22 protein-coding genes are annotated in these 25322 nt (G+C 69.5%); 4 read left to right on the top strand and 18 right to left on the bottom strand.

The window, feature by feature from the left end:
• The first annotated feature begins 33 nt into the window (after positions 1-33).
• The 3 genes from ACFQU4_RS22815 to ACFQU4_RS22805 are packed head-to-tail and all read left to right on the top strand — an operon-like array spanning position 34 to position 3910.
• Positions 34-1113: a flavin-containing monooxygenase gene (locus ACFQU4_RS22815; protein ID WP_377496272.1), complete on the top strand. Its 1080-nt coding sequence runs from the start codon at positions 34-36 to the stop codon at positions 1111-1113.
• Between the two features lie 2 nt (positions 1114-1115).
• Positions 1116-2489: an FAD-dependent oxidoreductase gene (locus ACFQU4_RS22810; RefSeq protein ID WP_377496270.1), complete on the top strand. Its 1374-nt coding sequence runs from the start codon at positions 1116-1118 to the stop codon at positions 2487-2489.
• A gap of 53 nt (positions 2490-2542) precedes the next feature.
• Entirely contained in the window at positions 2543-3910 is a 1368-nt protein-coding gene (locus ACFQU4_RS22805) for a serine hydrolase domain-containing protein (protein WP_377496268.1), read from the top strand.
• Between the two features lie 7 nt (positions 3911-3917).
• Here the strand turns inward: ACFQU4_RS22805 and rlmN are convergent, their stop codons facing one another.
• The 12 genes from rlmN to ACFQU4_RS22745 all read right to left on the bottom strand — a co-directional run bounded on the left by rlmN (position 3918) and on the right by ACFQU4_RS22745 (position 19721).
• Positions 3918-5054, bottom strand: coding sequence for a 23S rRNA (adenine(2503)-C(2))-methyltransferase RlmN (rlmN, locus tag ACFQU4_RS22800; RefSeq protein WP_377496266.1), 1137 nt, complete (start codon positions 5052-5054; stop codon positions 3918-3920).
• A gap of 10 nt (positions 5055-5064) precedes the next feature.
• Positions 5065-6006, bottom strand: coding sequence for a hypothetical protein (locus tag ACFQU4_RS22795; protein WP_377496264.1), 942 nt, complete (start codon positions 6004-6006; stop codon positions 5065-5067).
• Positions 6003-6827, bottom strand: a complete 825-nt coding sequence (locus ACFQU4_RS22790) for a MerR family transcriptional regulator (protein ID WP_377496262.1) — start codon at positions 6825-6827, stop codon at positions 6003-6005. Before ACFQU4_RS22790 ends, ACFQU4_RS22795 begins: the two co-directional genes overlap by 4 nt.
• 33 nt (positions 6828-6860) lie before the next feature.
• Positions 6861-7574 carry a GNAT family N-acetyltransferase gene (locus ACFQU4_RS22785; RefSeq protein WP_377496260.1) on the bottom strand — a complete coding sequence of 238 codons (714 nt, stop codon included), beginning with the start codon at positions 7572-7574 and terminating at the stop codon, positions 6861-6863.
• Between the two features lie 140 nt (positions 7575-7714).
• Positions 7715-10588: a discoidin domain-containing protein gene (locus ACFQU4_RS22780; protein ID WP_377496258.1), complete on the bottom strand. Its 2874-nt coding sequence runs from the start codon at positions 10586-10588 to the stop codon at positions 7715-7717.
• A gap of 45 nt (positions 10589-10633) precedes the next feature.
• Positions 10634-12598 carry a DUF4962 domain-containing protein gene (locus ACFQU4_RS22775; protein ID WP_377496256.1) on the bottom strand — a complete coding sequence of 655 codons (1965 nt, stop codon included), beginning with the start codon at positions 12596-12598 and terminating at the stop codon, positions 10634-10636.
• A 40-nt stretch (positions 12599-12638) separates the two neighbouring features.
• A complete protein-coding gene (locus ACFQU4_RS22770) occupies positions 12639-14258 on the bottom strand; it encodes an extracellular solute-binding protein (RefSeq protein WP_377496254.1) in 1620 nt (539 codons plus the stop codon).
• Between the two features lie 46 nt (positions 14259-14304).
• Entirely contained in the window at positions 14305-15207 is a 903-nt protein-coding gene (locus ACFQU4_RS22765; protein WP_377496252.1) for a carbohydrate ABC transporter permease, read from the bottom strand.
• Positions 15204-16187, bottom strand: a complete 984-nt coding sequence (locus tag ACFQU4_RS22760; protein WP_377496250.1) for an ABC transporter permease — start codon at positions 16185-16187, stop codon at positions 15204-15206. Before ACFQU4_RS22760 ends, ACFQU4_RS22765 begins: the two co-directional genes overlap by 4 nt.
• Entirely contained in the window at positions 16184-17473 is a 1290-nt protein-coding gene (locus tag ACFQU4_RS22755) for a polysaccharide pyruvyl transferase family protein (RefSeq protein ID WP_377496248.1), read from the bottom strand. Before ACFQU4_RS22755 ends, ACFQU4_RS22760 begins: the two co-directional genes overlap by 4 nt.
• Positions 17474-17606: 133 nt before the next feature.
• A complete protein-coding gene (locus tag ACFQU4_RS22750) occupies positions 17607-18632 on the bottom strand; it encodes a LacI family DNA-binding transcriptional regulator (RefSeq protein ID WP_377496246.1) in 1026 nt (341 codons plus the stop codon).
• Positions 18633-18890: 258 nt separating this feature from the next.
• Entirely contained in the window at positions 18891-19721 is an 831-nt protein-coding gene (locus ACFQU4_RS22745) for an alpha/beta hydrolase (protein WP_377496244.1), read from the bottom strand.
• A 43-nt stretch (positions 19722-19764) separates the two neighbouring features.
• Here ACFQU4_RS22745 and ACFQU4_RS22740 point away from each other — a divergent pair, with 43 nt between their 5' ends.
• Positions 19765-20355 carry a TetR/AcrR family transcriptional regulator gene (locus ACFQU4_RS22740; protein ID WP_377496242.1) on the top strand — a complete coding sequence of 197 codons (591 nt, stop codon included), beginning with the start codon at positions 19765-19767 and terminating at the stop codon, positions 20353-20355.
• Between the two features lie 28 nt (positions 20356-20383).
• Here the strand turns inward: ACFQU4_RS22740 and ACFQU4_RS22735 are convergent, their stop codons facing one another.
• From ACFQU4_RS22735 to ACFQU4_RS22710, 6 genes are all read right to left on the bottom strand, one after another.
• Positions 20384-21202 carry a phosphatidate cytidylyltransferase gene (locus ACFQU4_RS22735; RefSeq protein WP_377496358.1) on the bottom strand — a complete coding sequence of 273 codons (819 nt, stop codon included), beginning with the start codon at positions 21200-21202 and terminating at the stop codon, positions 20384-20386.
• Positions 21203-21298: 96 nt separating this feature from the next.
• The gene (gene frr, locus ACFQU4_RS22730) at positions 21299-21853 is read right to left on the bottom strand and encodes a ribosome recycling factor (protein ID WP_377496356.1); all 555 of its coding nucleotides are present in this window, start codon (positions 21851-21853) and stop codon (positions 21299-21301) included.
• A 34-nt stretch (positions 21854-21887) separates the two neighbouring features.
• On the bottom strand, positions 21888-22601 hold the full coding sequence (gene pyrH / locus ACFQU4_RS22725; RefSeq protein ID WP_377496240.1) for a UMP kinase: 714 nt from the start codon (positions 22599-22601) through the stop codon (positions 21888-21890).
• Between the two features lie 110 nt (positions 22602-22711).
• Positions 22712-23527, bottom strand: a complete 816-nt coding sequence (gene tsf / locus ACFQU4_RS22720) for a translation elongation factor Ts (protein WP_377496238.1) — start codon at positions 23525-23527, stop codon at positions 22712-22714.
• Between the two features lie 82 nt (positions 23528-23609).
• A complete protein-coding gene (rpsB, locus tag ACFQU4_RS22715; RefSeq protein ID WP_377496236.1) occupies positions 23610-24518 on the bottom strand; it encodes a 30S ribosomal protein S2 in 909 nt (302 codons plus the stop codon).
• A gap of 217 nt (positions 24519-24735) precedes the next feature.
• The gene (locus ACFQU4_RS22710; protein ID WP_377496234.1) at positions 24736-25305 is read right to left on the bottom strand and encodes a DUF664 domain-containing protein; all 570 of its coding nucleotides are present in this window, start codon (positions 25303-25305) and stop codon (positions 24736-24738) included.
• Positions 25306-25322 lie beyond the last annotated feature (17 nt).

Here is a 25322-nt window from a genome sequence, read left to right as displayed (position 1 = left end):
GACATATGTCAATTCTACGATATGTTCGGCGTTGTGAAACAGAGACTCGTGATCATCGGCGGCGGACAGTCCGGTCTGGCGGCAGGCCGGGCGGCCAGGGACGCGGGCTGGGACCCGGTCCTGCTGGAGGCCGGTGATCGGCCGGCCGGGTCGTGGCCGGCGTACTACGACAGCCTGACGTTGTTCTCGCCCGCCGCCTACAGCGGCTTCCCCGGCTACGCGTTCCCGGGCCGCCCCGATCGCTACCCGGTTCGCGACGAGGTCGTCGCGTTCCTGACCGGGTACGCCGGCTGGCTCGGCATCGATCTCCGGACCGGGACCCGGGTCGTCGACGTCACCGCCGCCGGCCGCGGCTTCGAGGTCCGCACCGAGGCCGGTGACGTGCTCGGCGCGGACGCGGTGGTCGCCGCCAGCGGCTCGTTCGGCAACCCGGTCCGGCCCGCGTTCCCGGGCCGGGATTCGTACGGCGGCGAGGTCCTGACCGCCGCGGAGTACCGATCACCGGACCGGTTCGCCGGGCGCCGGGTGGTGGTCGTCGGGGCCGGCAACTCCGCGGTCCAGGTCGCGTACGAACTGTCCGAGACCGCGCAGGTGTCCCTCGCCGTACGGTCGCCGGTGCAGTTCGTGCCGCAGGTCCGGGGCGGCCGGGACCTGCACTACTGGCTGCACACGCTCCGGCTCGACCTGCTGCCGCCGTCGGTCCTGGCCCGGCTGTTCCAGGGCACGCTGGTGTTCGACGACGGCCGCTACCGGTCGGCGATCGACTCCGGACGGCTGGACCAGCGACCGGTGTTCTCAGGGTTCACCGAGACCGGAGTCCGGTGGGCCGACGGCGCGACCGAGGCGGTCGATGCCGTGATCCTCGCGACCGGCTACCGGCCGTCCCTGCCGTACCTGACGGGGATTGGGGCCTTTACCCCGGACGGCCGACCGCTGCACCGGCAGGGACTCTCCGTCACCCATCCGGGGCTGGGATTCCTCGGCCTGGAGTTCCAGCGGTCGTTTTCGTCCAACACCCTCCGCGGCGTCCACCGGGACGCCACCTACCTCATCAAGGCGCTCGGCCGTCGCACGACGGAAACGACGCGTGTGACAGCATCGAAGGGGAAATGATCATGAAGAACACGCACGCATCCTTGCCGGTCGTGGTGATCGGAGCCGGACCGGTCGGACTGGCCGCAGCGGCACAGCTGCTCGAGCAGGGCCTCGATCCGATGGTGATCGAGCAGGGCGACTCGGTCGGCGCCGCGATCCGCGCGTGGGGACAGGTGCGGCTGTTCTCGCCCTGGCGTTACAACCTCGACAGCGCCGCCCGCCGCCTCCTCGGCCCGACGGGCTGGGCCGAGCCCGACCTCGATGCGCTGCCCACCGGCCACGAGCTCGTCGACGACTACCTAGCCCCGCTCGCGGCCACCGCCGAACTCGTGGGACGGATCTCGACCTCGACCCGCGTGATCGGCGTGACGCGTCAGGGGATCGACAAGACCCGCACCATCGGCCGGGAGGACCACCCGCTGCTGGTCCGTACCGTCAGCAACGGACAGGTGCGTGACCTCGAAGCCCGTGCCGTGATCGACGCCTCCGGCACCTGGGGCCGTCCCAATCCCCTCGGCAGCGCCGGCCTGCCGGCCCCGGGCGAGGCCGAAGCCGCGGCCGCCGGAGTTCTCGCAGGGCCGCTGCCCGACGTCCTCGGCCCCGATCGGGCCCGGTTCGCCGGCCGGCACACGCTGGTTGTCGGGACGGGCCACTCGGCGGCCAACACGCTGCTCGCCCTGGTCGAGCTCGCGGAGCAGGAGGCCGGCACCACCATCACCTGGCTGATCCGCCGCGGCACCCCGGCCAGGCTCTACGGCGGCGGGGACGACGACGGACTGCCCGCCCGGGGTCGGCTCGGGACCCGGCTCAAGGCCGCGGTCGAGTCCGGCAAGATCACGTTGGTACGCAACGCCACGATCACCCGCCTCGCCCCGACTGCGATCGGGCCGGTCCTGGTCGAGGCCACCACGCCAGACGGCAGCCGCAACTGGCAGGTCGACACGATCGTGAACGCGACCGGCTTCCGGCCCGACCTCGAGCTGCTCCGCGAGATCCGGCTCGACCTCGACCCCGCCGTCGAAGCCCCAGCCCGGCTGGCACCGCTGATCGATCCGAACTTCCACAGCTGTGGCACCGTGCCGCCGCACGGCGAGGCCGTACTGTCGCAGCCCGAGCCCGGCTTCTATCTCGCCGGAGCCAAGAGCTACGGCCGCGCTCCGACCTTCCTCCTCGCCACCGGCTACGAACAGGTCCGGTCGATCGCCACCGCTCTCGCCGGTGATCACGACGCCGCGGCCCGGGTGCAGCTCAACCTGCCCGAGACCGGCGTCTGCAGTTCCAATCCACCCACCGATGAGGAACTCGTCTCGGGCGTCCCGGCCGACGGCGGTTGCTGCGGCAGCACGCCGGAGCCGCAACTCCTCACGGTCGGCTTCCGTACAGTGCCTGCATGAGAAATCTCCATCCACCGGTGAGTTCGATGGCTTGGATCCACTGAGGGGAAGCGATGCGGAGGCTCGACGGAATCCAGGCATGGCTGGATGATCAGTTCGCGCGCCTGGTCGAAGGCTCGGGGATTCCCGGTGCGTCGATCTCGGTCCTGGCCGGCGACGAGGTGGTCGAGCGTGCAGCCGGCGTGCTCAACCTGCGAACCGGAGTGACGGCAACGACGGACTCGGTGTTCCAGATCGGCTCGATCACCAAGGTCTGGACCGCAACGCTGGTGCTGCAGCTCGTCGACGAGGGCCTGCTCGACTTGGACGCGCCGGTCCGCAGCTACCTGCCGGACTTCCGCGTCGCCGACGACCGGGCGAGCGCTGTCATCACCCCGCGGCAACTGCTCAGCCACACCAGCGGACTGGAGGGTGACCTCTTCATCGAGATCGGCCGCGGCGACGATGCCGTCGAACGGTACTGTGCCGCAGTCGTGCCGGAGGTTCCGCAGCTCTTCCCTCCCGGCGACTTGTTCTCGTACTCCAACACGGGCTTCATCGTGCTCGGCCGGATCGTCGAAGTGCTCAGGAGCCAGCGCTACAACGACGTTCTCCTCGAACGGCTGGCCGAACCCCTGGGCTTGCACGCGGTCTCGCCGCGCGCGGAGGACGCCATCCTGCACCGGTCGGCGACCGGACACCTTCGCGCCAAGGGCGGGTGGGAGCCGGCCCGGACCTGGGCGGCCGGGTTCGCCGGAATGCCAGCAGGCTCGATGCTGGCCATGACGGCAGCCGACCTGATCGGCTTCGCCAAGAGCCACGTGGACGGCGGCGGCCCGATCCTTTCTGCCGAAGGAACCCTGGCCATGCAGGTGCCGCATGCCGACGTCCCTTCGGCCGGCGGGTTCGACGCGCATTGGGGGCTGGGGTGGACGATCGAGGACTGGCCGGGCGGCCAGGTCCTCGGCCACGACGGCGGAACGATCGGGCAGAGCGCCTACCTCAGGATGGCCCCGGAACACGGCGTCGCCGTCGCCTTGCTCACCAACGGTGGCCGGCCGGACAAGCTGTACCGCGCGCTGTTCGGGCAGGTATTCCAGGAGCTGGCCGGGTTTGGCCTACCCCTGCCGCCCGGACCGCCCGAGCACCCTGATCCGGTCGATCCGCACCGATTCGTCGGCCGGTACGAGAGCCGTACGACCATGATCGACATAGAGGCCGATGCGAACGGCGACCTCTGGCGCGATTTCCGCCTTCAGAACGAGCTCGCGGACATGCTGCAGGGACCGGCGCCCCAACGGGATCGGATCGTCCAGCTGAGCAGAGACACGTTCATCACGATCGGCAAAGGCGGGAACCAGACCTTCGCGTTCGTCGGCGACGATGGAAGCGGCCGGGCGGCGTTCGTGCACGGCGGTGGCCGGGCCACTCCGCGGGTGTAACGCGGCGCTAGACCACCTGAGCCGCGAGCTGGCCGCAGGCCCCGTCGATCTCCCGCCCCCGAGTGTCCCGTACGGTCACCGGCACGCCCCGCTTCTCCAGCCGGCGGACGAATTCTTCCTCGTCCTCGCGCCGCGACGCGGTCCATTTCGAACCGGGCGTGGGATTCAAGGGGATCAGGTTGACGTGGACCCAGCCCCAGTTGCCGCGGCGCAGGACCTTGGCCAGCAGGTCGGCCCGGTGGGCTTGATCGTTGATGTCCTTGATCAGGATGTACTCGATCGAGACCCGACGCTTGGTGATCTTGGCGTACTCCCAAGCGGCATCGACGACCTCGTCGACGTTCCAGCGGGTGTTCACCGGGACCAGTTCGTCGCGCAGTTCGTCGTCCGGGGCGTGCAGCGAGATGGCCAGGGTGACCGGGAGGCCCTCGGTGGCCAGCTGCTGGATCCGGGGCACCAGGCCGACCGTGGAGACGGTGATGCCGCGAGCGCTCATGCCGAGGCCGTCCGGGTTCGGCGTCACGAGCTGGCGTACGGCGCCGACCACGGCCTTGTAGTTGGCCATCGGCTCGCCCATGCCCATGAAGACGACGTTGGAGACCCGGCCAGGTCCGCCGGCGATCTCGCCGCGATCCAGCCGGCGGGCGCCGTCGACGACCTGTTCGACGATCTCGGCGGTGCTCATGTTGCGCTGCAGCCCGCCCTGCCCGGTCGCGCAGAACGGGCAGGCCATGCCGCAGCCGGCCTGGCTGGACACACACATGGTGGCCCGGTCCGGATAGCGCATCAGGACGCTCTCAACGGTCGCGCCGTCGTGCAGCCGCCAGAGCGACTTCACGGTCGTACCGTCGTCGCAGGTCAGCTCGCGGGCGCGGGTCAGCAGCGGCGGCAGGAAGGTCGAGGCCAGTTCGTCGCGGACCTCGGCCGGCAGGTCGGTCCATTCGGCCGGGTCGGTGCGCAGGCCGGCGAAGTAGTGAGCGGAGAGCTGGCGGGCCCGGAAGGCGCGGTGGCCGAGTCCTTCGACCGCCTCACGGCGCTCAGTCGCGGTCAGGTCGGCCCAGTGCTGCGGCGGCTTGCCGCGCCGGGGTGCCGAGAAGACGAGCGGCAGTTCGCCGCGCGTCGCTGATCCCCCGCCGTTTTCCACGCCGCACAGGCTACCTGGTGTCCGGTAGTGCGGCTGACAAACGCTCATAGGACGGTGCGTGCTCGCGCAGGATCCGGGCCACGGCGGCGTCGTCCCGCTGGACCACCGGGTACTGCAGCGAGCCGACCCGCCGGGCCTGCTCGCGCAGCACGACGGACGCCTCGTCGAGGCCGATCCGGGCCAGGCAGGTCGCCGCGTCGTCCAGCCGGCGCGCTCCGACCCGTACCGCGAAGAAGGCGAGGTGGGCCCGCAGACCGTCGTCCGGGCCGGCCTCCCAAAGGTCCGCCAGTGCCAGCGCCGCGTCGGCGTTGCCGAGGGTGCCCGGCGGTACGTCACGCCGGGGATCGAGGTCGAGCCAGGCCGTCGCGGCGCCGATCCCCCGCCGGAGCGCCTCGGTCTCGGTCACCTCGGCCTCGCGGCGGAAGCCCGTGCGCAAGGTGTACGGCTTCCCGTACGGCAGTGTGTCGGCCCGCCAGGCCGTGAGGAAGTCGCGCACCGGCAGCGTCGCGTACGGGAAGCCGTGCGGATCGTGCATCGTGACCAGGTCCGGCCCGACCTCGAGGACGACGACGAAGTGGTCCGCCTCGATCGGGCCGCGCATCTCCGGCTGGTGCGCGAGGTAGCCCATCTCGACCGGACCGACCCAGACCGGTCCGTCGGCGACGGCGGCCCGGAGCCGCGCCTCGGCCTCGGCCGCGTCGCCGCCGCTGGACTCCGTCGAGGTCCAGCCCAGGGCGTCGAGCAGGTTGGCGAAGCCGAGGCCCGGGTCCCAGCCGTACGGGTCGAAGAACGGCAGCCGGCCGCCGATCAGCTGCATCCCGAACGGGCCGCCGGACAAGGTTTCGATCACCGCGGTGGACGGGGCGTGCTCGCCCATGATCATGGCGAACGAGTTCGCGTAGCAGTAGGGCCCGGATCCGATGTAGGGCAGGCCGACGGTGGTCGTGATCATGAGGGATCCTCACTCTGAGTGGGAAGCCGAACGGGGTAGACGACGTCGAACCGGGCGTCGCTGCCCGGATGGACCTCGAAGCAGGTGTCGCTGGGACAGGCGCCCGGGCGGTCGACGATCCAGGCCTCCATCGCGTCGTAGAGGTGCAGCACCAGCGGGTAGTCCTCGTACGCCTTCGGCGCCGGCAGCACCGCCTCGGTCTGCGCCGGGGACAACCGGATCCGCAAGCCCTCCAGCGGTTCGAGCCTTCCGGTGTAGCCGATCGCGACCTCGACCAGGCCCTCGCTGTCCGGCGTCACCAGCTCGTGGAAGTAGACCCGGATCGGACCGTCGCCGGGCAGTCCGGCGCCGCGCAGCCCGGCCCGCAGCTCGGCCTCCGACTCGGCGATGAACGTGTCCAGCTCCACCGTCGACACCATCCGTTGCCGGCAGAGCAGCGTCGTCGCCGGCGCCTGCCGCACCGTGATCGCGGCGATCAGCTCCGGCAGCTGGGCCGGGCCGCGGACGATCCCGTCGATCTGCTGGGCCTGCCGGCCGAGTTGATCATGACGGGCCTTGAGCCAGGCGCGCAGTTCGATCTCCAGCGCCGCCGGGGTCAGGTCGACCAGCGTCGCGACCCTGGCCAGCGGCAGGTCCAGTCCGCGCAGCCGGCTGATCAGCCGGGCCCGGTCGAGCTGGTCGCGGTGGTAGTACCGGTAGCCGGTCGCCGGGTCCACCTCGGTGGGCACCAGCAACCCCAGCTCGGCGTAGAGCCGGAGCGCCTTCGGCGACAGGCGGGCTTCGGCGCCGAAGCGGCCGGCCAACAGAAACGGATCGTCCACACGCCGAGTCTGCGGCCGGCCCCTGGGGCGAGGTCAACCGACGCGCTGATCGAACCGATCACCCGGCAGCCACCAGGTCTGTCCCTGCTCCCCCAGCTTGGCGAAGCCCGCCCGCCGATACACCGGCTCGCCCGGCCCGGTCGCGTTCAACACCACCGACCGGCAACCAAGATCACGAGCCCGCTCACCAACCGCGACGGCGAGGGCGGTCCCGATCCCCCGGCGCCGTTGATCGTCGTCGACCTCCATGTCGTAGAGGCCGCCCACCGGCTTCCCGTCGACCTCGCAGAGGTGCAGGATCGCCCGCCCCACCGTGGCGCCGTCGAGCCGCGCCTCGTACCGCCACCAGTGATCATTCGCCTCCGCCACCACCAGGCCGGACGGCCGCGGATGATCGACGACGAGGCGGGTCACGTCGAGCACCATCCAGTTCGGCCGCCAGCCCCAGTCGAAGCCGTGCTCGGCCAGCGCCGCACCCAACGCCGGGATGCCCGCGGCGTCCAGGGACCACACGCCGATCTCCGACAGCGGCCGGTGCCGCCCGAACAGCGCCAGCTGCTCGTCGACGAACTCGGCGGCCGCCTCGACCGGCACGGTCGGGAACAGCACCATCGCCTCACCCTGGGGCGTCACGACCACGGTCCCTCCGTGCTCGTGCCGTACGATCCCGCCGGAAACCTCCGCCCTGGCGGCGAAGAAGCTCTGGTGGTTGGCGGCGCCCAATTCCGCGGCCGAACGGGTGCTCATGGCTCTTCCTCTCCGAGCCCGCGGTCCGCGTACAGGCCAGCGAAGCGATGATCATCTGGCACCGGCTTCGGGAAGATCGGAGGTGGGCTGTCCCCTGCCCGCGGACCCGGCGGCGCCCTCCAGCGCCGGAGTGCAGGCTATCAGCCGACCCGCGCCAGGGCACTGGCGAAGACCAGCCTGCCGTGCTCGCGGAACCGGGCGGCGATCGTCGCCGTGCCGGCCGAGCGGCCGACGATCCGTTCGTCCCTGGTCACGGCCACCACGGCCGGATCCGTGCTGGACAAGGTGATCTCGCCCAGCCGGAGCGGCACCCGGCTGCCGTCGGCATACACGGCGGTTCCCTTGATCCGGGTTTCCCCGCCGACCGCGAGTTCAAGATCATCGTCGGACAGCTCCAGCCCGACCAGTTCCCGGCCGACCTCCGGCGGGCCGGGCCAGGAGCCGTCGGCGGTCGCGACGCGCAGCTCGGCCAGCGAGTTCCAGGCGTTCAGGTTGTTGCCGTAGCCCTGGAGCCGGACATAGCGGGCCTGGACGGCCTCGAACGGATGATCTTCCAGCTCCAGCGTGGTCCCGGAGCTCGAGGTCCGCGGCAGCGCCTCGGTCCAGGTCTCGCCGTCCAGCGAGGTCTGCACCGCGAAGTCGTACTTCCGCGCGGTGCCCTGGCTCCAGGCCAGCGAGACCCCGCTGACCGTCGTCGGTTCGCCGAGATTGACCTGGATCCACTGCTCACCCTCCGCGGTCCACAGTGTCTCGAGATCATGATCAAGAGCGTTGCCGGGCGGATTCACTCCGGCGGCACTGGCGATCACCCGGTCGGAGAACGCGTCCTGCACCCGGATCGCGTACCGGACGGCGCACGGATCGTCGCCCTGGCCGAGGCAGACCTCGGCGGAGCCCGGGATCGCGGTCGCCTGCCGGACGGTGATCGGCACACCGTCCGGGGCGGTCGCCGTGATCACCGGAACGGTGCCACCGGCCGCCCGATCGATCGTGTACGTCAGCGACGACGGCCCGAACCCGGCGACCGGTTCGCCGTCCACGCTGAGCGAGGTCAGCCGAGGTGCGCCGACCGTCGGCAGGGACCAGTCGGCCAGGTCGGTCACGGCCGGCGGGTCGGCCGGTTCGCCGGTGGGCAAGGGCTCCAGCAGCACGGACAGCCGGAACGCGCTCGCCGGATCGGCCGTCACCACGAGCTTGCGCAGGTTGGTGTTGGGGTTCTGGCCGGACGGGTTCGGCGAGGTCGGCAGCGGCTTCGCGTCCATGATCGAGAACTTGGCGCCGGCGGGACCGTCGAGCAGCCGGGCCTGCAGTTGCTTGCCGTTCAGGGTCAGGTTCGCGGTGGTTCCGTCGGCGGCGACGGTGATCGCGGCGCTGGTGTGCATGAACCAGTACGGCGTGATCGGCGCGGGGCCGGACACCTCGTCCTGGACCACCACGCGGGACCGGCCGTCGATCTCGGCGATGCCGCGCTGCCAGCTGGTGACCCCGCGGTCGCTGTAGGCCTCGGACAGGTCGGCGATCGAGAAGGCGGCCGCCGCGTTGCCGGCTCGCCGGATCGTCGTGCCGGACGCCACGGTCGACTGGTCGGCCGCCGCACCTGGGTTCAGCACCAGCGTGTTCTGGCCCTCGGCCCGTTTGCGGTAGTACGTCCAGCGCTGACCGTCCGGCTTGGTGTCGAAGTAGCCGGGCAGGCTGTAGCTGTCGGTGCCGAGCTCCATCGCCCACCGGACGCCGAGCGCATCAAGCACGAACGTGCCCATATCAAGATCGCCGTGGTTCGCGGCGTTGTCGCCGGGCCGGAACCCGACGTAGGTCGCGGACGGGTCCCAGCCACTGCGCATCGTCTCCACGTGAGCCCGCTCGAATGCCTTGTCCAGCGGCAATCCGCCGGCACCGGGATCCTCGGATTCGATCATGCCGAGCCACATCAGGTGCAGCGGCGGCAACGCGTTGGCCGACGCCCGGTCCGCCCCCTGATCGGCCCACCAGGCGTAGGCCGGCTGCTGGTACCGCTGGGCCAGCCAGTAGGTCGCCGGCGGCCCGCCCGGAGTGCCGGTGGAGGCGTCGGCATAGTTGAACGCCTGGCCGCTCGACCCGGTCAGCTGCAGGCTGAAGTCGACCGTGGTGTCGAGACCGGGAGCGTCGGAGATGCCGTAGTCGTCGCCGATCGCGGTCTCCAGCGAGGACAGCGTCGAGGCCAGGAACCGCGTCGCGTAACCCCAGTAGGTGGTGCCCTCCGGATAGCCGCCGTCCGGGCCGTACTCCGCGAGCGCGACCGGCAGTGAGTCGTAGGCACGGTGCAACAGTTCGTTGGCCAGCGCGGGAGTCTCGTCGCCGATCGCCAGCGCGGCCATGATCACGCCGCCGTTGCAGACGATGTTCCAGTTGCTGGTCGTCCTGGTCCAGGACACCGACGAGTCGTACGCGATCTTGGCCTCGTTCAGCCCGAACTCGATCATGGCTGTGCGCATCACGGCACGTTGATCAGCGCTCAGGTAGTCGTGCAGCCAGTCGTAACCGACCGCGTACGCGTACAGCAGTTCCGCCACCGAGAGCCAGCTGACCGGGTTCCAGTCCGGGAACTGGGCCACCGCCGCGAACTCCTGATAGGCCCGGGCGGCATAGCGCTCGTCCCCGGTCAGCCGGTACGCCAGCGACAGGAACACCGACCGGCGCTGCACCTCCCGGGTCACCAGCAGCAGCGTCCGGCCGTCCGGGAACTCGTACACCGACACCGGCAGCGTGAGCATCCGGTTCGCCTCGGTGATCAACTGCTGCTTCAGCCCCGCGGCCAGCTCCGAGCTCGCCACCTGCTGCTCGATCCGGGCCAGGCCGGCGGCATCCACCATCAGCCGCGGATGGCCGGGCTTGATCGCGGCCACGACGTCCTCGGGCGGATTCAGGGTGGGCGGCTCGGCCGCCGCTCGCGGCGCCGTGATGATCATGGGCAGCAGCACGGCCAGGATCAGCAAGGTGATCATGGACCGGTGCCTCCCGGTTCTGGGTGCGGGCATGGGAGTCTCCTTCGTCGTCGGAGGATGCGGGGACTGATCGCTCGGCTACGACCTGCCGAGCGACTCCAGCGCCCAGCCGCGCAGCGGGATCACCACGGGCGGGTCGGCCGGCTGCCCCGTCGGCAGTGGTTCCAACAGCACCGACAGGCGGAACTGGCGCGTCGGGTCGGCGGTCACCGCAAGCTTGCGGATGCCGTCGTTCGGGTTCTGGCCGGACGGATTCGGCGAGGTCGGCAGCGGCTTCGCGTCCATGATCGAGAACTTGGCGCCGGCCGGTCCGTCGAGCAGCCGGGCCTGGAGTTGCTTGCCGTTCAGGGTCAGTTTCGCGGTCTTGCCATCCGCGGCGAGGGTGATCGCCGCACTGGTGTGCATGAACCAGTACGGCGTGATCGGAGTCCGGCCGGACACTTCGTCCTGGATCACGACGCGGGACCGGCCGTCGATCTGGGCGATGCCGCGCTGCCACCTGCTCACGCCGCGATCGGCGTACGCCGCGGACAGGTCGGCGACCGAGAACGCCGTCCCCGCATCGCCGTCGGTACGGACGATCGTCCCGGTGGAGCCGAGGGCCTGGTCGGGACCCGCCCCCGGATTCAGCACCAACGTGTTCTGACCCTCGGCACGTTTGCGGTAGTACGTCCAGCGCAGCCCGTCCTGGCCCGTGTCGAAGTAGCCGGGCAGGCCGTAGTCGTCCCGGCCGAGCTCCGTCGCCCACCGCACCCCGAGGGCATCGAGGACGAAGGTGCCCATGTCAAGATCACCGTGATTCGCCGCGTTGTCCCCGTTACGGAACCCGACGAAGGTCGCCTCCGGATCCCAACCGCTGCGCATCGTCTGCACGTGGGCACGCTGGAACACCTTGTCCAGCGGCAAACCGGAGGCCCCCGGATCCTCGGATTCGATCATGCCCAGCCACATCAGATGCAGCGGCGGCAGCGTGCTGGGCAGGACCCGGGAGGCACCCTGATCGGCCCACCAGGCGTAGCCGGGTTGGTTGTAGCGATGGGCCAGCCAGTAGGTCGCCGCCGAGCCGCCCCGGGTCCTGACCTGGGTCAACGAGTCGGCGTAGTTGAACAGCTGCCCGCTCGAGCCGGTCAGCTGCAGGCTGAAGTCGACCGTGGTGTCCAGGCCGGGTGCGTCGGAGATGCCGTAGTCGTCACCGATCGCCGTCTCCAGCGACGACAGCGCCGACACCAGGAGCCGGGTCGCATAACCCCAATAGGTGGTGCCCTCCGGATAGCCGCCATCCGGCCCGAACTCCGCCAGCGCGACCGGCAACGAGTCGTAGGCACGGTGCAGCAGCTCGTTGGCCAGCTCGGGGACCTCATCGCCGACCGCCAGCGCGGCCATGATCACGCCGCTGTTGCAGACGATGTTCCAGTTGGTCGTCGACCGGGTCCACGAGTTCGAGGTGTCGTACGCGATCTTGGCCTCGTTCAGCCCGAACTCGACGATGGCGTTGCGCAGCACGGTGCGTTGATCATCGCTGAGGTAGCTGTGCAGCCAGTCGTAGCCGACGGCGTACGCGTACAGCAGCTCGCCGACCGAGAGCCAGCTCTCCGGGTTCCAGTCCGGGAACTGGGCGCCCGCCTCGAGCTCCTGGTAGGCGCGGGCCGCGTAGCGCTCGTCCCCGGTCAGCCGGTACGCCAGCGACAGGAACACCGACCGCCGCTGCATCTCGCGGGTGACCTGCAGCAGCGTCCGGCCGTCCGGGAACTCATAGACCGACACCGGCAGCGTGAGCATCCGGTCGGCCTCGGTGATCAACTGCTGGTGGAGCCCCTTGGCGAGCTCGGAACCGGCCACCTGCTGCTCGATCCGGGCCAGGCCGGCATCGTCCACCATCAGCCGTGGGTGGCCGGGCTTGATCGCGGCGACGACGTCCTCCGGTGGATTCAGGGTGGGCGGCTCGGCCGCCGCGCGGGGCGCCGTGATGATCATGGGCAGCAGCACGGCGAGCACCGCGACCATGATCGCCGGCCGGAACAGTTTCGGGGCAGGCTGGGGCATGCGAACTCTCCTCGTCGACGAAGATCGGGTTCGGTTCTGGTCACTTCGCCGCGAAGGCAGTCTCGTAGTCGGAGCGGATCTCGTCGCCGCCGCCCTTGCGCCAGGCGGACACCGCGTCGGCCCAGCTGGCCAGGGGCTTCCGGCCGATCAGGATCTCCCGGCGATGATCTTCCAGCGCCTTGCCGATCTGGGCGTTCTTGGTCGCCTCGGCCTCCGAGTAGAGCCCGATCGTCGGGTCCGGGCCGGTCATCGCCAGGGCCTTCTCCTGGTACGCGAAGCGGGCCTCGGCGATCCGACGCTGACCGGGGTCGTAGATCACCAGCGGGCTGTCGGAGATGTAGCCGAACGGCACGAGCTTGAGGTTCTGACCCCGCGAGTTCAAGATCGGGTCCGTCCCCTCGAGCGCGTACGTCTCACCTTCGATGCCGAACTTCCGGGTCAGGTATTCCGACGAGCCGAACGGCGTGGCCAGCCAGTCCAGCGACTTCAGCAGTTCCTTGACCCGATCCAGCTCGGACTTCTTGATCACCGTCATCGCCTGCATCACCGTGCCGCGATTGTGCACCGGCTTGGTCGAGCCGTCGTAGCCGACCGGGAGCATGGTGGCCAGCTCGAAGCCCGGCACCTCGGCACCCCACATCTCGTACTTGCTGTAGCCGACGAAACCACCGATCACGAGCGGCGTCCGGCCGGCGGTGAACCAGTCATTGCGCTGGTTGTTCGTCGCGGTCAGCCCGTCCGGGTGGAAGACGCCCGCCTCGACCAGGCCACGCGCGTCGGCCAGCGCCTTCGTGTACGGCTCGGTCTCGATGTTGGCGGTGAATTTCCCGCCCTCCTCCAGCCACATCGACGGGATGCCAAGCATCGAGGTGATCAGGCCGAGCACACCGGCCGGGTCGCCGCAGGCCCACCGGGAGTTGCGCTCGTCGGTCAGGGCGATCAGCAGTTCCTTGAACTCCGCGAAGTCCTTCGGCTGTACGGCGAGTCCCTGCTTGTCCAGCACGTCCTTGCGGACGAACATTGCGCCGCCGATCGGTGGTCGGGCAATCGGGACGCCCCAGATCGAGCCGTCGATCACCGTCTCGCGCCACGACTCGGTGGCCAGCCCAGCCAGGTTGGGATAGTCGGCGATCGCATCGCCGGCCAGGTGCTCGCTGAGGTCGGTGAACTGCGACTTCAGCAGCGCCGGCAACTGCTGCACCGAGCCGTAGATCGTCACCAGGTCGGGCAGGTCACCGCCCGCGATGGTGGTGGCGAAGCGCTGGGTGTAGTCGGCGGACGGGGCGTAGGTGATGTCCAGCTCGGCACCGAGGCCCTGATTGACCTTCTGCCAAAGGGGATTCTCGACCATCGCCGGCGCAACCGGATCGAAGGTGTACGTCAGCGCGGTGATCTTTCCACCGGACAGCGGCGGCTCGGCGGCCGGCTTGGGATCGGCCGGGTAGCTGAGGTAGCCGTGCGTGCCGCCGGTGTGCTCGCTGACCAGGTCCGGCTTCACGGTCGCGGGCTCGGCGAAGGTCGGCAACTCCCCGTCGCCCACCCGCCGGGATTCGGGCTGGCCGCCGTCGGACTGGCCACACCCGGTGATGGTTGCGGCGCCGCCGGTCAGAGCGGCAGCGGAGACGCCCTGGATCAGACTCCGCCGGGTCAGTGTTGTCATGGCTGGTTTCCTTTCGACGTTGAGAGGGGTGTCGCGCTGCCCGGGCTTAGCCCTTGACGGCGCCGATCATCAGTCCCTTGCTGAAGTGCTTCTGGATGAATGGGTAGACGATCAAGATCGGAACGATGGAGATCATCAGGATCGCCATCTGGATCGAGGTCTGCGGCGGCATCGTCTCGGCCCCCACCGCCAGCTGATCGGTGCCGAGCGGCGTCTGGTTGACGACGAACGTGCGCAGCACCAGTTGCAGCGGCCACTTCTCCGGCGACGGCAGGTAGAGCAGCGCCGAGAAGAACGCGTTCCAGTACGCCACCGCGTAGAACAGGCTGACCACGGCGATCACCGCCTTGGACAGCGGCACCACGATCGTGGTGAGGATGCGCAACTCGCCGGCCCCGTCGATCTTGGCCGACTCGATCAGTTCGCCGGGCAGTTCGAGGAAGAAGGACCGCATCACGATCACGTTGAAGGCGTTGATCAGCACCGGCAGGATCAGCGCCGCCAGGTTGTCGATCAGGCCGAGCTGCCGCACGATCAGATACATCGGGATCATGCCGGGGCTGAACAGCAGCGTGAACAGGGTCAGCAGCAGAATCGGCTTGTGCAGCAGGGTTCCCGGCCGGGACAGTGCGTACGCGAGCATGATCGTGCAGACCACCGAGAGGATGGTCCCGATCACGGTCACGCCGATCGACACCAGCAGGGCGCGGGTCACCACGCCGCCGGACAGTACCGCCCGGTAGGCGGCCAGAGTCGGGTCGGTGGTGAACAGGACGAACCCGCCGGCGGCGCTCACCTCGCGCTGCGACGCGATGCTGGTCATGATCACCGCGACGAAGGGCACGATCACCGCCAGGCAGGCGATGCCGAGCACGATCCCCCGGCCGGCCCTGGCCAGGATCGAGGGACGGCCCATCCAGACCGGCCGGTTCTTGAGTGCGTTGCTCATTTCGAGTACACCCCTCGCTCGCCCAGGGCATGGGCCACCTTGTTGGCGCCGAGCACCAAGATCACGCCGACCACGCCCTTGACCAGGCCGACCGCCGCCGAGACGCCCCAGTCGCCGCCGATGATGCCGTTGTTGTAGACGTAGGTGTCCAGCACCTCACTGGCCTCGGTGCCGACCGGACCCTGCTGCAGCACGATCTGCTCGAACCCGACGCTGAGCGCGTCGCCGAGCCGGAGGATCAGCAGCAGGACGATCACCGGCCGGATCGCCGGCAGCGTCACATGCCAGGTCTGGCGCCAGGAGCCGGCCCGGTCGATCGCCGCCGCCTCGTACAGGTTGAGATCGACCCGGGACAGCGCGGCCAGGAAGATGATCGTCGACCAGCCGGTGTCCTTCCAGATCACCTGCGACGTGATCATCAGCTTGAACAGCTCCGGTACGCCGATGATCTGCAGCGTCTCGAAGTCGGCGCTCCGCAGCCAGGTGTTCAGCATGCCGCCGTTGCCGAGCATCTGCTGGAACAGCGCCACCACGATCACCCAGGACAGGAAGTGCGGCAGGTAGAGCACCGACTGGGTCAGCCGCTTCAACCGTTCGCTGAGCAGCGAGTTGAGGATCAGGGCGAACGCGATCGGCAGCGGAAAGACGAAGACGACCTGGATCAGCGTGATGATCAGCGTGTTGGCCAGGGCGTTGACGAACTCCGGGTCGCCGTTGATGATCACCTCGAAGTTCTCGAGGCCGACGAACGGGCTGTTGCCGATGCCGAGGAACGGTTGGTAATCCTGGAACGCGATCACGTTGCCGAGCAGCGGCAGGTAGTGGAACAGCAGCAGCACCACGACGCCCGGCACGGCCAGCAGCAGCAACACCCGGTCCCGGCGCCACCGGACGGCCAGGCGCTGCCGGAGACCGCTGTCGGCCGTCTTCGGCGCCGGTGCCACCCGCGTCGGCGCGGGTGGTGGCTGAACCTCGATCACGGCACGTCAGCGCCCCGTTCCCCCGCGCCCTGTCGATCCGTGCCCTGAGCCTGTCGAAGGGCCCCCGCCCGGCCGATCGCGAACTCGACGTGGCGCCGCAGGCCTTCGTGCGCGGCGGTCCGTGAGCGGAGCATCGCATCCCGGCCCGCGGGCAGGTCGGACGCGAGCTTGGCCACCCGTTCGACCGCCTCGCCGGCCGCACCGTCGGTCAGCTCGATGATCGACTCGGACAGCCCGAGGTCGTGATACATGTTGCCCTTGATCGTGTCGGTGGGCTGGCGCAGGTAGAGCGCCGGGATCCCTTCCGCCAAAGCGATCAGGGGCGAGTGGCACTCCATGCTGACGACGGCGGCGGCCCGCCGGTAGACGGCCGCGGCCTCGGTCAGGTCCCAGAAGCGGGGCAGGACGTGGACCTGGTCGGCCACGTCGGCGGGGAAGGTGCCGGCCAGGCTGGTCTCGGCGACCTCGACCGCGTACGACATCTCGGGCACGATCAGCGCCGGCCAGCCGGTGCTGCGGACCCAGCTGACCACGGCCTGGCGAAGCACGTCCAGGTCGGACTCCGCGTAGCCCGCGTTGTAGGCCTCCTTGCGCCAGTCCTCGGACTTCGGCGGGTAGCCGCGGATCTTGTAGTACGGCGTGTACCGCAGCCGCGGCACCGCGCACAGGAACTGGCCCTCGACCAGCCCGTACTCGGCCAGCACCGGGGCGCCGTGATCATCGTCGACGACGTCGAAGATCACCGTGCCGTCCGCGCCGAACTCGAGCTCGTCCACCCCGATTCCCTGTCCCTGCAGGAATCGCTGGGTGAGCGAGTCCCGGCAGTAGACGAACGCCGCGCCGGTCAACAGTTCCCGGTCCAGCGGCGCGAGCAGGTCGCCGGCGATCGCGTCGATCATGGCGGCCGACCGCTCCAGGGTCCCGTCGTAGGGCCGCAGCGGATCGATGGTCACCCCGAAGAACCCGTACGGCTTGCCGGTGTGCGCGCGCCAGGCGGCGGTCTCGGTCTTGCCGACCAGTGACGGGCCGGAGCCGTGCACCAGCAGGTCCGCCTCGCCGAACAGCCGCTCCAGCGCCGGAGTGATCGCCCCGTCTTCGCCGACCTGCTCCTCGAGCAGCTCCACTTCCGGGTAGTAGCGGGCCAGCAGCTGCCGTACCCCCTCGTCGATGTTGCGTGCCCACAGGGTGAGTCGCACGCCCGGCGCGAACCGCCGGAACGCCTCCAGCACCCCGGGGCTGTGCGCGACATCCCCGATATTCACGGTCTGCCATCCAGAGACCACCACGACATGAACCATCGGCAGGAGAACCCCGTTCGCCCCCGGAAGGGCATCGATCAGCAACGACCGGATCAGAATGACACGTGATTAACCGGATAATCAAGCCCGTGATCGAAGAATGATCATGCCGAGGGGTGGATCAGGAGGCGGGCGGTGCCGTCGATCCACGGTCGATCAACTTCGGCCGCGGGCTCTTCACCAGTGCCGATCTGACCCGCTTGCCGTCGATCAACTGACGCAGCGCCCGGTAGCCGCGGACGCCCGCCTCGTAGACCGGCATCCTGATCGTCGTCGGCGCCGGCCGGAGCACGTCCGCGATGGGGAGGTCCTGGTAGACGACGACCGAGACGTCCTGCGGCACCCGCAGCCCGAGATCGACGATGGTGGCCAGCGCCCCCGGCGCGGCGATCACGTTGTCGACGATCAACGCCGTCGGCGGCTCAGGGCCCGTCAGCACGGCCATGGTCGACTGCGCCACCACCTGCGGGTCGAACCCGGACCGATGGATCAGCCTCGGATCCGGCCGCAGCCCGGCCGCCCGCAAGGTGCTGAGATAGCCCTCGATCCGAGGACTCCCGTAGGACTGGTCCGGCCCGCCGACCAGCGCGATCCGGCGATGACCCAACCGGAGCAGGTGTTCGGTCGCGACCGCGATCCCGGCATGATCATCGACCCAGACGCTGGTCCGCTGATCATCGTCACCGGGGGTCTGCAAGATCACGTACGGGATGGTGCGACTGGTCAGTTCCTCGATCGTCGCGGAGCCGAGGTGGGCCGACCGGACCAGGAAGCCGTCCACCATCCGGGTGCCGACCATCCGTTGCATCAGGTGACTGCCGGGCTCGATCCAGAGCGCGTCGGCCAGCATCAGCACGTCCCCGGCCTCTTCCGCGGCCGCTTGGATGCCGCGGATGGCGTACTCGAAGACCGGGTTCGCGATCTTGGGCACGACCGCAGCGATGATCCCGGACCGCGACATGCTGAGCGACTTCGCCGCGTGGTTGACCCGGTAGCCGGTCTCCGCGATCGCCCGCTCCACCCGGAGCCGGGTCGCCTCGCTCATCCGGATGGTCTTCGCACTGCCGGAGATCGCGGCCGAGACGACCGCGGTCGAGACGCCCGCCTTCTTGGCGACGTCCTTCAGCGTCACGTGTCGCTCGACCATGGCCCGAGCCTAGTGGGAGCTGCCGCGGTGCGCCGTGACCATGACCCGGACGGCACCTCCGCGACGGGTCGCCGGCCACCGCGAGCCCCGGCAGACGTCACCCACCGGCCTGCCACCCCGCCACGTCTTGATTGCTCGGTTAATCATAGGCTTTTGATCTTGACACCCGATCTGGTGGCGGGTCAACGCCGAGGTTCGGCAGCACTGTGACCGACTCACACAACACCAGCCGGCCAATCCCTCCGCTCGGCCTCTTGATCAGAGTCGCCGGTCGAACCACTCGACGGCCAGCCGGTCGGCCGCGGCGGCGTAGTCGGTCTGCGGCGCCGGCTCGTCCCCCGGCGGGTCGACCAGCATGTGCGGCATGTTCGGCACGACCGTGGCCTCGGCCTCGACCCCGGCAGCGACCAACGCCTCGGCCACCGCGATCGCCGGAGCGTGGATCGCCTCGGCATCGTCGAGTTCGCCGATCAGCAGGCGGAGCGGCGCACCGGCCCGGGCCAGCTCGGGCGCCCGCGCGACGAAGTCGATCTTGTCCGCGATCGCCTCCGAGCCAGCATCCCAGGGGTAGACGATGCCGTACAGCCGGCCGTTGGCAGCAACCAGCGGACGCAACTCGGTCAGCGGGCTGACCACGACCGCGGCCGCGACCGGGAGGCTGGTGGCGGCCAGCACGCCGAGCGCAGCGGCCGCACCGGCCGAGCCACCGAACAGCCCGAGCCGGTCGCCGGTCAGCCCGTGCTCGGCCTTGATCGCCGCGAGCGTCGGCTCGAACTCGGCGACGGCCTGGTCCTGAACCGGCCCGTACAGGTTGCGGACCGCGTCTTCCATGCCGAGCCGCATCACTTCCTCGTCGCCACCGGCGGGCTTCCGCGCACCGCACAGCGGCAGCCCGAGATAGATCCGCCAGGCATCCAGCCCGTCCAGCGGCATCGCCGCGGCGAAGGCAGACTCGGTCCGCGGCGGATCGAAGAGGTGCCAGCCGACCACGATCGGCGCATCCGCCCGGCCCGAGGCCGGCGGCAGGATCAGATAGGGCACGCCGTTGGCCGTACCGCTGCGCTGCTCACGTTCTGCGAAGCTCGTCATAATGGACACTGTACAACTTAATTGGACGCTGTACAATAGAGCCATGGATCAGCCCCGCACGGAACGAAGCCGAAGGTCCCGCGGCGAGCGCGCCGGACTGACCCGGGAGCAGATCGTCGCCGCGGCCCGCCGGACCCTGGACGCGCGCGGACTGGACGGCCTGAGCCTGCGCGCCGTCGCGGCCGAGCTCGGCGTCGCGCCGAACGCGATCTACAGCCACCTGGACGACAAGAACGCCCTGATCGACGCGGTCCTGGACGACGTGCTGAGCACGATCGCCGAGCCGCGCACCAAGGACCCGCGCCGGGCCCTGAAAACGATCATGGTCGACACCTACGACACGCTGGTCGAGCAGGCCCGGCTGGTCGGCGCCTACCTGGCCAGGCAGGGTTCCCGGGGACCCGAAGCACAACGGCTCGGCATGATCATGGACCGCTGCCTGGAGCAGCTCGGCGCCGGCGGGGCGATCGGAGAGGCCGGCCGCCGGAGCATGATCGTCTACACCATCGGGTACGCGGCGTTCGCCACCGGCTGGACGGCCGACGGCGAACGGCCGCTGCCGGCGGCCAAGGTCAGGCGCGACTTCCTGGCCGGTCTCGACTGGCTGATCAACGGCATCGCCGGACCGCCATGATCCGTGCCGTGGAGTTCTGGCGACACCATCAGCCGCCGGGGACCAGCAGGTACATGATCAGCCAGGCGACCGGCGCCGCCACCAGCAGCGAGTCGAGCCGGTCCATCACGCCACCGTGGCCGGGCAGGAACGAGCTCATGTCCTTGATCCCGAGATCGCGTTTGATCAAGGACTCGATCAGGTCGCCGCAGACGCCGACCCCGACCAGCAGGACGCCGAGGATCAGGCCGATCCACCAGGGTGCGCCGAGTCCGAACACGGTCAGGGCGAGACCGGAACCGGTGCCGAGCACGACCGAGCCAACCAGGCCCTCCCAGGACTTCTTCGGGCTGATCGTCGGGGCCATCGGGTGTCGGCCGAACAGGACGCCCGCCACGTAGCCGCCGACGTCGCCCATCACCACGATCACGATGAATGTGACCAGCCGGACCGAGCCGTTCTCCCCCGCCAGCATCAGCGCCGCGAACGAACCGAGGAACGGCACGTAGGCGATGATCATCAGGCTGGCCGCGGTGTCCTTGACGTAGCCGGCGGCGCCCTTCGGCATCCGCCAGATCATGGCGGCGAGTACGGTCAGCGCCAGCGAGGCGAGCAGCACCGAGGTGGTCGAGAACACCACCGGCTGCTGCACGCCGGCCAGATAGGAACCGGTGGCGATCGCGACCGTACCCACGACGATCGGGATGATGGCCGCGGTCATCCCCTGCCGCTTCAGCGCCTGGTACATCTCGTTGGCCCCGAGCGCCAGGGCGACCGCGAGCAGCGCGACGAAGCCTGGCTTGAACCAGATCAGGGTGACGACCAGGTAGGCGCCGAGCCCCACCCCGACGCCGATCGCCGCCGGCAGATTGCGGCCGGCCCGGCCATGATCAGCCGGCGGCTGCGCCGAGGCGCCCGGTTCATTCCCTGGAGCGGATTCTCCAGGCGAGGGTTCCGACACCGATCAAACCTCGATGAGTTCGGATTCCTTGTGCTTGAGCACCTCGTCGACCGCGTCCGTGTGCTGCTTGGTGACGCCGTCCAGCTGCTTCTCGGCCCGGGTCACCTCGTCCTCGCCGGCTGCCTTGTCCTTGACCAGCTTGTCCAGCGCCTCCTTGGCGGCGCGGCGGTGGTTGCGGATCGAGATCCGCGCCTCCTCCGCCTTGGTCCGGGCCAGCTTGATGTATTCCTTGCGCCGTTCCTCGGTCAGCTCCGGCAGCGTGACCCGGATGACGTTGCCGTCGTCGGTCGGGTTGACGCCGAGGTCGGAGTCCCGGATCGCCTTCTCGATGCCGGCCATCGATCCCTTGTCGTACGGGGTGATCAGCACCATCCGGGCCTCGGGGACCTGGAAGCTGGCCAGCTGCTGCAGCGGCGTCGCGGCGCCGTAGTAGTCGACGACCAGCTTCGAGAACATCGCCGGGTGGGCTCGACCGGTACGGATCGCCGCGAACTCCTCCTTCGCGTACTCGATCGCAGAGTCCATCTTCAACTCCGCGTCCATGAGGATCTCGTCGATCACGGTAGAGCTCCTTTTGCTCGGCTTGGGGCTATCAGGTGTGGACTGTGGTTCCGATCCTCTCACCAGCGATCACCCGGACGATGGTGCCGTCGGTGTCGAGGCTGAAAAAGACCATCCGCAACGCGTAGTCGCGCGCCATGCTGATCGCCGTGGCGTCGGCGACCTTGAGATCCCGGGCCAGGTACTCGTCGTAGCTGAGCTCGTCGAACTTCCGGGCGTCCGGGTTGGTGCGCGGGTCGGAGTCGTACACCCCGTCGGTGCCCTGCTTGCCCATCAACAGCACCTCGGCGCCGATCTCCAGCGCCCGCTGCGCGGCCACGGTGTCGGTGGAGAAGTACGGCATCCCGGAGCCGGCGCCGAAGATCACGATGCGGCCCTTGACCAGGTGCCGTTCGGCCCGCTGCGGGATGTACGGCTCCGCGACCTGACCCATCGTGATGGCGGTCTGGACCCGCGGCTCGGCACCCGCCTTCTCCAGGAAGTCCTGCAGGGCCAGGCAGTTCATCACCGTGCCGAGCATGCCCATGTAGTCGGCGCGGTCCCGCTCCATGCCCCGCAGCTGCAGCTCGGCGCCGCGGAAGAAGTTGCCGCCGCCGACGACGATGGCGATCTGGACCCCGGTCGCCGCGACCTCGGCGATCTGCCGGGCCAGTCCGGCCACCACGTCCGGGTCGACGCCCACCTTCCCGCCGCCGAACACCTCGCCGGACAGTTTCAACAGCACCCGCTTGTACGGGCTCGCCATCGGCTCTCCTTAGGATCGAAATTCCGGGCTTGACGCACGTTTCCTGCTGAACATGGGCGTGCGCTACGAATCCGGACGGGATTCGTAGCGCACGCCGCTGTTTCGAAGGCTCAGGAAGCCGCTTCGAACCGAACGAATCGCTCGATGGTAACGCCGGCCGCATCGAGCAGCTTCTTGACCGGGGTCTTGTTGTCGGTCACCGACGGCTGGTCCAGCAGGACAACGTCCTTGAAGAAGCTGTTCACCCGGCCCTCGATGATCTTCGGGATCGCCTGCTCCGGCTTGCCCTCGGCCTGCGCCGTCGCCTCGGCGATCCGCCGCTCGTTGGCCACGATGTCGGCCGGAACCTCGTCGCGGTTCAGGTACTGCGGGCGCATCGCGGCGACCTGCATGGCAGCCGTCTTGGCGGCCGACTCGTCGGCGCCGGAGTACTGCACCAGCACGCCCACCTGCGGCGGCAGGTCGGAGGCCCGCTTGTGCAGGTAGACCGTCGTGTTGCCGTCGAAGTAGGCCGCACCGCTGATCTCGAGCTTCTCGCCGATCTTGACGGCCAGCTCGTGGATCAGGTCGGCGACGGTCTTGCCGGCCTCGACCGGAGCAGCGTTGACCTCGTCGATGGAGTTCGCCTTGGCGGCGGCCGCGGCCTTGACCACGGTCTCCGCGAGGGCCTGGAACTCCTCGTTCTTGGCCACGAAGTCGGTCTCGGCGCCGAGCTGGATCAGGGCACCGTCGGCGTAGGCGACCAGGCCGTTGCTGGCCGCACGGTCGGCCCGCTTCGCGGCCTTGGCCTGCCCGGACACGCGGAGCAGCTCAACGGCCTTGTCGAAGTCGCCTTCGGCCTCGGTGAGCGCCTTCTTCGCATCCATCATCCCGGCCCCGGTGGAGTCCCGGAGCCGCTTCACATCGGTAGCGGCAATCGTCGCCATGCGTCCTCGTACTTCCTTCGTTCAGAGAGCTGTCAGGGAGAGGTGCAGGGGACGCCCCCCTGCACCGCTGGTGTCGCGTGAATCAGTTGCTGACTTCGCTGGGCTCCTTGAGCCCGGCGGTCTCGGACTCCAGGATCGGGTCCTGGGAGGCCTCGGCGGCGTCGGCCGCCTCGCTGCCGTGGGCTTCCTCGGCCGTGTTGCTGGCCTCGGCCCGGGCGTCGGCCTCCTGCTTGGCCAGCAGCTCGCGCTCCCAGTCCGGCATCGGCTCGGAGGTCGTCTGCTCGCCACTCTGGTCGCCACCGGAGCGGGCCATCAGGCCCTCCGCCACGGCGTCGGCCAGCACCCGGGTGAGCAGCGAGACGGAGCGGATCGCGTCGTCGTTGCCCGGGATGGCGTAGTCGACCTCGTCCGGGTCGCAGTTGGTGTCGAGGATGCCGATGATCGGGATCCGCAGCTTGCGCGCCTCGTCGACGGCGAGGTGTTCCTTCTTCGTGTCGACGATCCAGACCGCCTGCGGCACCTCGCTCATGTCCCGGATGCCACCGAGGGTCTTCTCCAGCTTCTCCTTCTCCCGGCGCATGCCGAGGAGCTCCTTCTTGGTCCGGCCGGAACCGGCGACGTCGTCGTAGTCGACGCCCTCGAGCTCCTTCAGACGCTGGATCCGCTTGATCACGGTGTGGAAGTTGGTCAGCATGCCGCCGAGCCAACGCTGGTTCACGAAGGGCATGCCCACCCGGGTCGCCTGCTCGGCGATCGCTTCCTGGGCCTGCTTCTTGGTGCCGACGAAGAGGACCTTGCCGCCGCGGGCGACGATCTCCTTGACGAAGGCGTACGCGCGGTCGATGTAGGTCAGCGACTGGCGCAGGTCGATGATGTAGATGCCGTTGCGGTCGGTGAGGATGAACCGCTTCATCTTCGGGTTCCACCGACGGGTCTGGTGTCCGAAGTGGACGCCGCTCTCCAGGAGCTGGCGGGTGCTGACGACGGCCATGGCCGTATCCCTCTCTTCTCGGGCTTCCGCCCGACGTACGGTTGTCCGGTGTCGAACTCTTCGGCACCGCCTGATGCCCGTGCGACGACCGACTCGAACCGGCAAGGTTTCGAGACCGCGGCCGCCGCCCGATCAGGGCGATCGGTCAACGAGCATGCGAAGTCAGCCCGATTCCTCGAGCTGCGGCGCCGAGTCTACGCCGTTCGCCCGTTCCGGGCTAACTCACGACCGGCGGCGGCCGCCAATCCGCCGGCGGGTCCTCGCCCACCCGTCCGTCGACCGCCTCCCGGATCAGGTCGGCGTGCCCGGTGTGCCGTCCGTACTCCTCGATCAGGTCGCAGAGCAGCCGACGCAGGCTGAGCCGGCGGCCGTCGGGCCAGGCCAGCTCGACCAGCTGTTCCAGCCCGCCGCCGGCCAGCGCCTCGGCCAGCCGTTGCCGGGACCGTTCGACCGTGCCGTCCCAGATCGCGTAGAGCTCGGCCGGGCCGTCGTCCGCGGCCGAGGTGAAGTCGTGGTCCGGGTCGGCGTCCCAGTCGGCCGTGTCCCAGGGCGGACTGACCGGCGCCCCGCTGAGCTTCCTGGTGAACATCTCGTCCTCGGCCCGGGCGAGGTGCTTGAGCAGACTGCCCAGGGTCAGCGGCGAGGTGCCGATCGTGGTCCGCAGACCCGCCGCGTCGAGGCCGTCGGTCTTCCAGCGGAAGGTCGCCCGGAGCCGGTCCAGCGCCCCGGTCAGGTGCTCGAGCTCTGAGCCGGCCGTCGGCGGTTCGTGCCAGTAGTCGTCGGTCATGCGCGCAACGTAACCGC

Source organism: Microlunatus sp. GCM10028923 (assembly GCF_042666975.1).
GTDB lineage: Bacteria > Actinomycetota > Actinomycetes > Propionibacteriales > Propionibacteriaceae > Microlunatus.
The sequence above is the reverse complement of the archived record's forward strand: the minus strand, read 5'-3'. Positions and strand labels throughout refer to the sequence as shown.

What these genes read in the sequence shown, in the direction of transcription:
- ACFQU4_RS22810 (WP_377496270.1), top strand. Translation starts at nt 1,116, where the DNA reads ATGAAGAACACGCACGCATCCTTGCCGGTCGTGGTGATCGGAGCCGGA.
- ACFQU4_RS22805 (WP_377496268.1), top strand. Translation starts at nt 2,543, where the DNA reads ATGCGGAGGCTCGACGGAATCCAGGCATGGCTGGATGATCAGTTCGCG.
- ACFQU4_RS22795 (WP_377496264.1), bottom strand. Translation starts at nt 6,006, where the DNA reads ATGATCACGACCACCGTCGGCCTGCCCTACATCGGATCCGGGCCCTAC.
- ACFQU4_RS22785 (WP_377496260.1), bottom strand. Translation starts at nt 7,574, where the DNA reads ATGAGCACCCGTTCGGCCGCGGAATTGGGCGCCGCCAACCACCAGAGC.
- ACFQU4_RS22780 (WP_377496258.1), bottom strand. Translation starts at nt 10,588, where the DNA reads ATGCCCGCACCCAGAACCGGGAGGCACCGGTCCATGATCACCTTGCTG.
- ACFQU4_RS22775 (WP_377496256.1), bottom strand. Translation starts at nt 12,598, where the DNA reads ATGCCCCAGCCTGCCCCGAAACTGTTCCGGCCGGCGATCATGGTCGCG.
- ACFQU4_RS22770 (WP_377496254.1), bottom strand. Translation starts at nt 14,258, where the DNA reads ATGACAACACTGACCCGGCGGAGTCTGATCCAGGGCGTCTCCGCTGCC.
- ACFQU4_RS22765 (WP_377496252.1), bottom strand. Translation starts at nt 15,207, where the DNA reads ATGAGCAACGCACTCAAGAACCGGCCGGTCTGGATGGGCCGTCCCTCG.
- ACFQU4_RS22750 (WP_377496246.1), bottom strand. Translation starts at nt 18,632, where the DNA reads ATGGTCGAGCGACACGTGACGCTGAAGGACGTCGCCAAGAAGGCGGGC.
- ACFQU4_RS22745 (WP_377496244.1), bottom strand. Translation starts at nt 19,721, where the DNA reads ATGACGAGCTTCGCAGAACGTGAGCAGCGCAGCGGTACGGCCAACGGC.
- ACFQU4_RS22740 (WP_377496242.1), top strand. Translation starts at nt 19,765, where the DNA reads ATGGATCAGCCCCGCACGGAACGAAGCCGAAGGTCCCGCGGCGAGCGC.
- pyrH (WP_377496240.1), bottom strand. Translation starts at nt 22,601, where the DNA reads ATGGCGAGCCCGTACAAGCGGGTGCTGTTGAAACTGTCCGGCGAGGTG.
- tsf (WP_377496238.1), bottom strand. Translation starts at nt 23,527, where the DNA reads ATGGCGACGATTGCCGCTACCGATGTGAAGCGGCTCCGGGACTCCACC.
- rpsB (WP_377496236.1), bottom strand. Translation starts at nt 24,518, where the DNA reads ATGGCCGTCGTCAGCACCCGCCAGCTCCTGGAGAGCGGCGTCCACTTC.
- ACFQU4_RS22710 (WP_377496234.1), bottom strand. Translation starts at nt 25,305, where the DNA reads ATGACCGACGACTACTGGCACGAACCGCCGACGGCCGGCTCAGAGCTC.